At 57.3% G+C, this 10,580-nt stretch carries 10 protein-coding genes; 8 read left to right on the forward strand and 2 right to left on the reverse strand.

Annotated features, from left to right (window positions below; genetic code table 11):
• Window positions 1-15 precede the first annotated feature (15 nt).
• From ACR0IP_RS03095 to ACR0IP_RS03115, 5 genes are read left to right on the forward strand one after another with little or no spacing between them, the layout of a single operon-like run.
• On the forward strand, window positions 16-963 hold the full coding sequence (locus ACR0IP_RS03095) for a DUF58 domain-containing protein (protein WP_480523730.1): 948 nt from the start codon (window positions 16-18) through the stop codon (window positions 961-963).
• Window positions 960-1,433 carry a DUF4381 domain-containing protein gene (locus ACR0IP_RS03100; protein WP_170373659.1) on the forward strand — a complete coding sequence of 158 codons (474 nt, stop codon included), beginning with the start codon at window positions 960-962 and terminating at the stop codon, window positions 1,431-1,433. Before ACR0IP_RS03095 ends, ACR0IP_RS03100 begins: the two co-directional genes overlap by 4 nt.
• Window positions 1,433-2,416: a vWA domain-containing protein gene (locus ACR0IP_RS03105; protein WP_480523733.1), complete on the forward strand. Its 984-nt coding sequence runs from the start codon at window positions 1,433-1,435 to the stop codon at window positions 2,414-2,416. Before ACR0IP_RS03100 ends, ACR0IP_RS03105 begins: the two co-directional genes overlap by 1 nt.
• A 2-nt stretch (window positions 2,417-2,418) precedes the next feature.
• A complete protein-coding gene (locus ACR0IP_RS03110; RefSeq protein WP_480523735.1) occupies window positions 2,419-3,915 on the forward strand; it encodes a VWA domain-containing protein in 1,497 nt (498 codons plus the stop codon).
• Window positions 3,912-5,135: a hypothetical protein gene (locus ACR0IP_RS03115; RefSeq protein ID WP_480523737.1), complete on the forward strand. Its 1,224-nt coding sequence runs from the start codon at window positions 3,912-3,914 to the stop codon at window positions 5,133-5,135. Before ACR0IP_RS03110 ends, ACR0IP_RS03115 begins: the two co-directional genes overlap by 4 nt.
• A gap of 1 nt (window position 5,136) precedes the next feature.
• Here the strand turns inward: ACR0IP_RS03115 and ACR0IP_RS03120 are convergent, their stop codons facing one another.
• Window positions 5,137-5,817: a Crp/Fnr family transcriptional regulator gene (locus ACR0IP_RS03120; RefSeq protein ID WP_170373655.1), complete on the reverse strand. Its 681-nt coding sequence runs from the start codon at window positions 5,815-5,817 to the stop codon at window positions 5,137-5,139.
• Between the two features lie 198 nt (window positions 5,818-6,015).
• Between ACR0IP_RS03120 and ACR0IP_RS03125 the strand changes: the two genes are divergently transcribed.
• From ACR0IP_RS03125 to cls, 3 genes are all read left to right on the forward strand, one after another.
• Entirely contained in the window at window positions 6,016-7,626 is a 1,611-nt protein-coding gene (locus tag ACR0IP_RS03125; RefSeq protein ID WP_480523739.1) for an arylsulfatase, read from the forward strand.
• Between the two features lie 72 nt (window positions 7,627-7,698).
• The gene (locus ACR0IP_RS03130) at window positions 7,699-8,673 is read left to right on the forward strand and encodes an HAD family hydrolase (RefSeq protein ID WP_480523741.1); all 975 of its coding nucleotides are present in this window, start codon (window positions 7,699-7,701) and stop codon (window positions 8,671-8,673) included.
• A 24-nt stretch (window positions 8,674-8,697) separates the two neighbouring features.
• Window positions 8,698-10,110 carry a cardiolipin synthase gene (gene cls / locus ACR0IP_RS03135; RefSeq protein ID WP_480523743.1) on the forward strand — a complete coding sequence of 471 codons (1,413 nt, stop codon included), beginning with the start codon at window positions 8,698-8,700 and terminating at the stop codon, window positions 10,108-10,110.
• Here cls and ACR0IP_RS03140 read toward each other — a convergent pair.
• Window positions 10,107-10,541, reverse strand: a complete 435-nt coding sequence (locus tag ACR0IP_RS03140) for a potassium channel family protein (RefSeq protein ID WP_170373652.1) — start codon at window positions 10,539-10,541, stop codon at window positions 10,107-10,109. The two genes, cls and ACR0IP_RS03140, sit on opposite strands and share 4 nt — an antisense overlap.
• Between the last annotated feature and the right edge of the window lie 39 nt (window positions 10,542-10,580).

Below are 10,580 nucleotides of genomic sequence, written 5' to 3' on the forward strand. Positions count from 1 at the left end.
AAGGATACCGGCCGCATGAGTCAGACTGCGCCATATTCCAAAGACCCGCGCATCCACGTGGATGCCGACCAGCTTGTGCGTCTTGGCCCCCGCGCCCGAGCGCTCAGCCTTTTGCCCCGTCAACCTGCGCGGTCGATCCTGAATGGCCGCCATGCCTCGCGTCTGCGCGGACGTGGCCTGAACTTTGAAGAACTGCGCGGCTATCTGCCCGGTGACGACATCCGGACCATCGACTGGAAGGTTACCGCCCGCACCGGAGACCCCCATGTGAGGGTCTATGCCGAAGAGCGCGACCGCCCGGCTCTGTTGCTGGTCGATCAGCGTGTTTCGATGTTCTTCGGAACCGTTGCCTACATGAAATCCGTCGTCGCCGCCGAGGCCGCGGCGATTGCAGCGCATCGCGTATTGGGCCAGGGAGATCGCGTAGGCGGCCTTGTATTCAGCGATACCAGCGTTGCCGAACATCGCCCTCAGCGCCGCGCGACCGCCCTGACGCGATTGTTGTCTTCCATAGCGGCAGCGAACTCTGCCCTGCATGCGGGCCTGACGCCGGAACCGACCGTATCATTGAACGATATGCTGACCGAAGCCGCGCGTGTCTGCCAAACCAGCGGTTTGATCTGCCTTTTCTCCGACTGCGACGGGCTGGATGACCGGTCGGAAGCCCTGCTCCGTCGTCTTGCAGTGTCGAACGACCTGATCGTGTTCAACGTCGCGGATCCGACATCGCGCAGCTTGGCACCTGACCTCAAACTGACCGTCTCGGACGGTGACGCGCAGATCGAAATCGACAGCTCCGATCCCGAGCTTTCCGCGAAAATCCGCGCCTCCATGGAGGACCGCCTTTCGCAGCTCCACAAATGGTCGCGCCGATACGGGTTCCCTGTGGTTCCCCTGACGACCTCTGAACCGGCACTGGATCAGTTGCTGCGCTTGTTTGGACATGGCGGAGCACGGCGATGAGCATCGACACCACCGGGAAATCTCTGGTCGACTTGCTGAACATGCTCGAACCCGCGCCCGAGCCTTTGCCCATTGCAATGTCGCCCCAGACATGGGGATGGGCTGCTTTGGCGATCTTGTTGCTGATCGTCTTATTCACCGCGGTCTCGGTCGTTCGCAAACATAGACGCGCCAACGCCTATCGCCGGGCTGCTCTGGCAGAGCTGTCGGTGCCAGACATCCCGGCAGCAAAGATTGCCGAGGTGCTACGGCGGACGGCTTTGGCCGCATACCCGAGGGACCAGGTCGCAGGTCTATATGGTGGGGATTGGATTAAATTTCTTAACCAATCCTCTGATATACAGACATTAAATCAAGAGTTAAGTCATGCGTTGACCGAAGCGCCATACAAGGCAACACCCTCGAACGAAGACCTGAGGCAAATGGCCCGGCACTGGGTCAAGTCTCATAAACCGTATCGGAGCGCATGATGTTTTCCTTCGCTGCTCCCTGGGTCTTTCTCCTGCTGCCGTTGCCCGCAGCCGTGTATTTCCTCGCCCCACCTCGGCGTGTGAAGACGGCCTCAGTCCGCATTCCCTTTTTTCGCCGAGTCGCGCAAGCCGCTGGTGTTGAACCAAAATCCGGCTCCGTGATCCGAAAGCGCGCCAGACTGCAAACAGCCAGTATCATCACTATCTGGGTGCTTCTGGTTTTGGCCCTCGCCAGACCGGAGCGTTTGGGCGAGCCAATTGTGATCGAGAAATCCGCGCGGGATGTTGTTCTTGCCTTGGATATCTCAGGCTCGATGGATCAGCGCGACTTTCAGACTGACTCTGGCGCGCCGATGCAACGACTGGATGCCGTTAAAGGCGTTCTAAAGCAGTTTATTGCCGAACGAGATGGCGACCGGATTGCCCTGATCATCTTTGGAACCCGCGCATTCATTCAAGCCCCGTTCACCGAAGACCTCAATAGTTTGAATGGGTTCTTGGATCAAACGCAAGTCGGCATGGCTGGTCCAAACACGGCGCTTGGCGATGCTATTGGCCTTGGAATACGCACGTTCGAGTCAAGCGAGGTTGACCAGCGCCTGATGATCGTTCTCAGCGATGGGGCCGATACGTCAAGCCGCATGACGCCGGTAAACGCCTCAGGCATTGCTGCCGAGAAAAACGTGGTCATCTACACGATTGGCGTCGGAGACCCGAACGCCTCTGGCGAAGATCGCGTCGACCTGCAGGCCCTGCAAAACATAGCCGACCGGACGGGCGGAGAGTATTTCTTTGCCGACGATACAACAGCTTTGGCGCAGACCTACGCGCGCATTGATGAGTTGAACCCACGAACCGTTGAAACCCAAAGCTATCGACCCCGTCAAAGCTTGTCCCATATTCCTTTGCTGCTGGCGCTGATGACCATTCTGATCAGCACAGCCGGGTTCCATTTCTCCCACCGAAAAAAGGGAGTTATCTGACAATGGACCTTACGGATTTCCATTTTATTCGAGTGTATTACCTGTTGCTCCTCATCCCCATGGCGTTCCTGTGGTGGAGGATCAGACCCAAGCCCACCCGTCAATCTGCTCAGGCGGTCGGGATCGCACCACATCTTGCTGCCGCCCTGCAATTGGGCGCGGAGGAGAACCGTCGAATTCACCCCATCGACGTCGCCATGATCATCGCCACGCTTGTCACTCTCGCGGCGGCGGGGCCAACGTGGTCGCGCGCGCCCAACCCGTTGATCGCGGATACCGCGCCGTTGGTGATCGCCCTCAAAGTCACCGAAAGTATGGAGACCACCGATCTTGCGCCTTCGCGCCTGGACCGGGCCAAGTTTAAAGTCGCCGACCTGATCACCAAACGCGCTGGAGCACGCACCGCCCTGATCGCTTATGCAGGTAGCCCACACCGCGTCGCGCCTTTGACCGAGGATGCCAACATCCTTCGCCCACTGCTTGAGGGTCTGACGCCAGCCGTAATGCCCAAACAAGGTGACGCCGCCGCTGATGCCCTAGCGCTAGCACAATCCATCTTGGACGAAAGCGAGAGCCCGGGCGCAGTTTTGTTTGTTCTGGACGATCTCGATCCGTCTCAGGTTCCTGCTCTAAGCAACTCAACCCATGATCTTTTCTTCCTGACCATGCTGCCCGACGGCGACCGGATTGCGCAGCTGGGAAATGTCCAAGCTGCTTCGACTGTTGCGTTCACGGATGACGACCGGGATATCTCTCGGCTGCAACGCCAAATTCAGTCGGCCTATACCGCAGCCCTGGACGATGACGATCGTTTGGACTGGCAAGACAAGGGTTGGATGCTGGCCTGGCCCGCTGCGCTTCTGTCGCTTTTGTGGTTCCGCAAGGGTTGGGTGATCCGTTGGGCGCTTTTGGCGTTGCTCGTCCTTCCGCCCTCGGGCGTGCGTGCTGAGGGATGGCGGGATTGGTTCCTGACACCGGATCAGCAGGGGCAAATTGCGATGAACCAGAAGCGGTTTGGAGACGCGGCCGAGCTGTTTGAGGACCCATATCACAAGGGCTATGCCTATCTAAAAGACGGTCAATATGAACAGGCCTCTGAGATTTTCGCCGGTTTGAATACGGCCGAGGCTGCCTTTGCCGAAGGTATGGCCCGTATCCGAATTCGCGAATACCGCCCGGCAATCGCGGCGTTCGAAACCGCTCTGGAACGTCGCCCGGATTGGCCAGAGGCGCAACATAACCTTGAGGTCTCCAAGGGCATCTTGGACTATGTCGAAACGACTCGGGAACAGTCGGACACAGGCGAAGAAGCTGGCATCGGCGCGGACGATACAGTGTTTGACAATGACGACGCGCGCGGTAGCGAAACTACGGTTCAAGCCCCCAAGGACGGACCGCAAACGCTGAATGCGGAGCAATGGATCAGCACCATTGATACCGACATGCAGGATTTCCTGCGCAATCGCTTTCTGCTGGAAAATCAGGAGCGAACAGAATGAGATACGCGCTCCTCTTCATTCTTCTCTTCCCCATTTCCGTCTTCGCGCAAGGCAACGAAGAAACCGCCCCGCAGATCACCGTGGAGGCTCCGGAGGAGCCCGTCATCGTCGGCCAACCAGCGATTGTTCGGATCAAGGTTCTGGTGTCGACCTTCATGCCGCAACCGCCGGAATTTCCCTCTCTAGAGCAACAAAACCTCTTGGTGCGCCTGCCCGAACGGGCCTCGGGGCCGGTCAGCGAGACGGTAGACGGAGAGACATGGTCGGGCGTTCAGCGCAGCTATCGTGTGTATCCGTTGATCACCGGCGACATCAGCTTCGACGCGCAGTCAGTTGCTGTGACGTATGCCGATCCCAACACGAATGCTCCGGTTCAAGTCACGGTCGACCTGCCTCCGGTCAAGATCACGGCCGAAATACCGGCTGGCGCGGAAGGCCTCGACCCGTTGATCATCGCAACTGGGTTTACCCTTGAGCAGAAACTCGAAGGCCCGAACGACATGCAGGCCGGTGACGCCATCACGCGTGAATTGACTGGGCATATCTCTGGTACAACGCCGCTATTGATCCCGGTTCTGACACCGCAACAGCAAAGCCCACTGCTGCGCACCTATCCCAAGGAACCCCGGATTTCAGAATCCGAGGAACGTGGAGTGTTGTCCGGCCAACGTCAGGAGGAGGTCGTGTATATCGCGCAGCAAGAAGGTGTCGCGCAGTTGCCCGAGGTTTCCATCGACTGGTTCAACCTGCAGACCAACCAGGTCGAAACCGCCTCAGTTCCCGCGACGGACCTGACGCTTGCGCCACCAAAATGGCAACCACCCAGTCTGGACGAAGCTCTGAAGATCGCTGCCTTCGCCGCGATCGCCCTTTTTGCGATTGGTGCTTTGTGGCGTTTTCTTTCCCCACGCATCCGCGATCTGAGAAAGGCACGCCGTGATCGCTATCTGGCGTCGCCGAGATATGCGGTGGACGCCTTGAAGACCGCCGTTCAAGCGCATGATTTAAATGCCACTTATACCGCATTGGAGCTTTGGAGATCGCGTGGCGGCAACTCTAAGAATGCAGCCCAGCTAGAGGAATGCCTGACCCGTATCGGCGCTGCCCGGTACTCCGGTCGCGATCAATCTGAAAACTGGAGTTCCGCCTTGCAAAGCCTAACCTCAATGAAAGATGCGGTCGCGCGCGACAAGGATGCTTTGCCGCCGCTGAACCCCTAAATTAACTCTGGCAATTGGCAATCAGTTTGCTGCGGTCGATCAGGCGAAGGCGCCCATAGCCGAGTTCGACCAGACCCAGATCCACCAAACGATGCAGGTTGCGATGCAAGGTCGGTTGAGAAACCGCGACCATCGCGGCCAGCTCCTCTTGCGATACGATGATCCATCCGTCGGCTTTCGCAGCACCCTCGTCCAGATGCAACAGACGCAAAACGAGGCGTTTCTCGGTGCCCGTGACGGCCAGATTGGCCATGATGCGCAGGGATGTTTTCATGTTCTCGCGCGTCAATGCGTAGAAATCGCGTATGTATTCCGGGTTGTCCTGGACCAGCCTCTCGACCCGTGAGGTGGGAAAGAACAAGGCCCGGGTTTTTTGGGTCGCCATCACACTGATCAGGCGTCGCGCTTCGGCAAACAGCGCCAAATCACCAACCCAAAACCCGCGCCCATCGCGATGAACGACAAATTCCTGCCCGTCATCGGCCGGGGCGGTGATCTGAACAGCGCCGCTGAGAACCGCGTGAATTCCATTTGCCTCATCGCCGTAGAGATAAAGCGTTTCCCCCGCATCAAAGGTTTTTCGCACGGCGCAGGTCATAAGATCGCTCTGAAATTTGTGGCCGCGCGCGCCAAACCAATCCGACTGGGTCAGCGTTCGGATATCCTCATCAACATCAAACATTAGTATCTTTCAAAGCGATCATATGATAAGTTTTCGATACGTTTCATAGCCTAATCTAGTTCTGTTCGATTCTCGGACCAATAGATAGTTTTTTGTCTGACAATCAACACCTTGCTCGCGGTCTTTTCCTTAAGTCGGCCGCTGCCATTAACGATAAAATTACCGGGCCATTAATTCCCGTTTACTGAGGAGTACTACATGTCACCTCCACGAATGTTTGCTAACAATTGGCGCAGTGCAGTGCGCAGGGTCGCTGTTGCCACTGTAGCCGTTGCCCTTGCCCTGCCGGCTTGGGCGCAGGATCAAAAGCCCAATATTCTTGTGATATGGGGCGATGACATTGGTCAGTCGAATATCTCGGCCTACACGATGGGCCTGATGGGATATCAGACACCCAATATCGACCGCGTCGCCAAAGAAGGCATGATCTTCACCGACTATTACGGTGAGCAATCCTGTACCGCGGGCCGGTCCTCCTACATCATGGGTCAGTCCGTGTTCCGGACCGGTCTGTCCAAGGTTGGCCTTCCCGGTGCTGATCTGGGGATGCAGGTCGAGGATCCGACCATTCCCGGCCTACTGAAAGACCACGGCTATGTGACCGGTCAGTTCGGCAAGAACCACCTGGGTGACAAGGATGAGCACCTACCGACAAACCATGGATTTGATGAGTTTTTCGGGAATCTTTATCACCTGAATGCCGAGGAAGAGCCGGAAAACGAAGACTATCCCGGTGATCGCGTGTTGGCCGATGGCCGCACCTTCCGCGAAGCGTACGGCCCGCGTGGCGTGATCAAATCCAAATCAGATGGCACGATCGAGGACACCGGCCCTCTGACCCGCAAGCGCATGGAAACCGTAGACGATGAGACCGTGGCCGCCGCCATCGACTTCATCACCCGCGCACATGAGCAGGGTCAGCCCTTCTACGTCTGGTGGAACGGTACGCGTATGCACTTCCGGACCCACGTCAAAGACGAAATGCGCACCAAGGCCAACGAAATCTCGGGTCGTGTAGCCGATGAATACACGGCAGGCATGATCGAACATGACATGCATGTCGGGCAACTGCTAGATTTGCTGGACGAGCTTGGCATCGCTGACAACACGATCGTTCACTACTCCACCGACAACGGTCCGCACATGAACACGTGGCCGGATGCCGCCGCGACACCTTTCTGGGGTGAGAAGAATACCAACTGGGAAGGCGGATGGCGTGTGCCCTCGATGGTGCGCTGGCCGGGCCAGATTGAGGCCGGTTCTGTCACCAACGAGATCGTCCACCACATGGATTGGCTTCCCACCTACCTTGCAGTTGCAGGCGATCCAGACATCAAGGAAAAGCTGAAAGCGGGCTATAGCTCGTCTGGTATGGGCCGTGACTACAAGGTGCATCTGGATGGCTACAACATCCTGCCCTTGCTGACCGGTGAGTCCACCGAAAGCCCCCGGAAAGAGATCTTCTACTTCTCGGATGATGGTGACCTGACAGCGCTTCGTTTTGAGGACTGGAAGCTGATCTTCCTGGAGCAAAAAGCATGGGCAACCCTGCGCGCCTGGATCGAACCCTGGACCGAGCTGCGCATCCCGCTGATTATCAACCTGCGCCGCGACCCGTATGAGCGCGCCTATCGCACCTCAAACACCTACTATGACTGGCTGTTAGATCGGGCCTATTTCCTGGTTCCTGCCCAGCAATATGTCGGTACGTTCCTGAGTACGTTTGAGGAATTCCCACCGCGTCAGAAAGCGGCAAGCTTCAACCTGGATCAGGTTATGGAGAAGCTGACAACGCCGACCAACAACTAATACCGGCGTTCAAATATACCGGGCCGCCCGTCATGGGCGGCCCTTTTCCATTCAAAAACCACCGAGAATTTCATGAAACACGCTGTTCTAAGCGCCCTTTTGTCCGTCGCCCCTTTTGCGTTGCTGGCGGACCCTCTGCCCAGCTGGACGCAAAGTGACTCAAAAGCCGCGATTGTAGAGTTTGTTGAGGCCGTGACCGACCCTGACGGCCCGGATTATGTCACTCCTGCAGACCGTGTCGCGGTCTTTGACAATGATGGCACGCTTTGGGCGGAACAGCCCGTCTATTTCCAGTTCATCTTTGCGATGGACCGGCTGGCCGAGATGGCTGAGCAGGACCCAAGCATCCTGACGACTCCGACCTTGAAAGCTGCCGCAGAGGGTGATCTTACTACCATCCTGGAGGGCGGTCACGACGCGTTGATCGAGGTCGTCAATGCCTCGCATTCCGGCGTCAGCGTCGGGGCGTTTCAGGCAGCCGTAGCAGAATGGCTTGCAACGACACAGCACCCCGAGACCGGTTTACCCTTTGATCAGATGACCTACCAACCAATGGTCGAGCTGCTGCGTTACCTGCGTGATGAGGGGTTCACGACGTACATTGTCTCAGGCGGCGGTCTTCATTTCATGCGGGTCTTTGCCGAACAGGCCTATGGCATCCCACCCGAGCAAATCCTCGGCACTTATGGCACCACCAGCTATGCGCAGGTCGATGGTGTTCCAACCATCGTCAAGGAACCGGGCATCGCCTTTATCGACGACAAGGAGGGCAAGCCGATCAACATCGAACGCACGCTCGGCAAACGCCCCATTCTGGCCGGGGGTAACTCGGACGGCGATTTCGCTATGATGGAGTGGACCACGACCGGTGATGGTCCGCGTCTTGGGGTCCTTGTCCACCACACGGATGCGGAACGGGAATGGGCCTATGACCGCGAAAGCGATATTGGCCGCTTGGTTGATGGGTTGGATAAAGGCCCCGACATGGGCTGGGTCATTGTGGATATGGCGCGGGATTGGTCTCGCATCTACACTGGCGCTAACTGACCTGCGCCGGAGGCCCTCAACCCTATGTGGACATTGCTTGTTTCTGCCCTCGTTTTTTGTCTCTACGTGACAGCAGGCGTGTTCTCGCTGCGCGCGGCACAAACCGCGCGTACCCCTCAGGGGGCCGTGGGCTGGGTGGTCTTCCTGATTTCGGCCCCCTTCTTTGCGGTGCCGATGTATCTGTTTTTGGGCCACCATCGCTTTCGCGGCTACCGCATCGCGCGGCAGGAAAGCGAGCGCGTCGTCGAAGGCATCAAGACCTTTGCCGACTATTCGAAACCCGATCCCTCGACCATGACACTCAACCCGCGCCCGTTCGAGGTTCTGGCCCACCTGCCCGTCTCGCGTGGGAACGGGGCTGAGTTGCTGGTCGATGGGCAGGCCACGTTTGATGCGATTTTCAAGTCCATTGACACCGCTAAAAACTACATCCTGATCCAGTTCTACATCGTCCGGGATGATGCGCTTGGGCAAGAGCTGCAGAAAAAGCTGATCGCCGCAGCCAAGCGCGGGGTACACGTTCGGTTCATGACGGATGCCGTCGGCAGTTACGGTCTTCCACCAACGTATCTCGAAACGATGCGCGATGCTGGGATAGATGTAGCCGACCCCAAAGAACAACGCGGCCCGAACTTCCGGTTTCAACTGAACTATCGCAATCACCGCAAAACGGTGATCATTGATGGCGAAACCGGATTCATTGGCGGCCACAATGTAGGGGTCGAGTATCTGGGCCAAAGCGACAAATTTGGCCATTGGCGTGACACACACCTGAAGATGACCGGCCATATAGTGCGGCAGCTACAGCTGATTTTCTGCGAAGACTGGCACTGGGCGCGCGACGAGGATCTGATTGATCACCTTGATTGGGCAGGAAGCGAGGCCGAACAGGACATGAACGCCCTATTGGTGGCAACCGGGCCGGGAGATGATACTGAAACCGGCGCCATGTTGTTCTTTGCCGCCATTGCAGAGGCCAAGGAAAGACTGTGGATCGCCTCACCCTATTTCGTGCCGGACATCGACATCATGACTGCCCTGCAGCACGCGGCCATGCGCGGCGTCGACGTCCGTATTCTGTTACCAGACGTGATCGACCACCGCCTGCCCTGGCTGGCCGCCTTCGCCTATTTCGATGAGATTCGAGACTGCGGCGTGCGCGTGTTCCGGTACACTGACGGGTTCATGCACCAAAAAGCGTTTGTGGTTGATGATGCCCTGGCTGCGGTTGGAACGACAAATCTGGACAACCGCTCATTCCGGCTGAATTTTGAGGCGATGGCGCTGTTCTTCGACCCACGCGCGGCGGAAGCCGTCAGTGAGATGCTGTCAGCCGATTTCGAGAACTGTTACGAGCTAACGCGATCAATGCCCCAGCAACCAGCCCATATCCGTTTTGGTGCCCCTCTGGCGCGGCTCTTTGCCCCTATTCTTTAAGAGAAAATTCGGTCCTGAAATACCCGTGTCATCATGGCAACCATGTAAGCGGTCGACAGGCCAAAGGCCAATAGCCCCGCCACGGAAGCGAAAGACCCGAAAATCCGAAGTGCCTCACCCAGAACAATGTCGCCGTAGCCCAGGGTCGTGAAGGTAACCAAGGAAAAGTAAATCGCGGTGTTCCAATCCGGCAGAACGTCGAGCAACACCCAGACGATCGCCCAAATCCAAACCTGAATGGTGTGGATCGCGACAATGAAAACGAGAGCCACCGCAATCGGCATCGCCGTGCCCATAAACACGCCTCTCTTTTCCAGATTGGTTTCCATCTTCATGATCACCACGGTACACCATGTCAAAAGCAGGATTTCGACCAGAAAACAAAGGCCCAGAAACGTGCTTCCCCAGACAATCTGATGTAGCAAGGTCATGTTTTTACGTCCTGAATCAAGCTGCGGTAAGGTCGTCTC

The organism is Ruegeria sp. AL11, assembly GCF_056540865.1.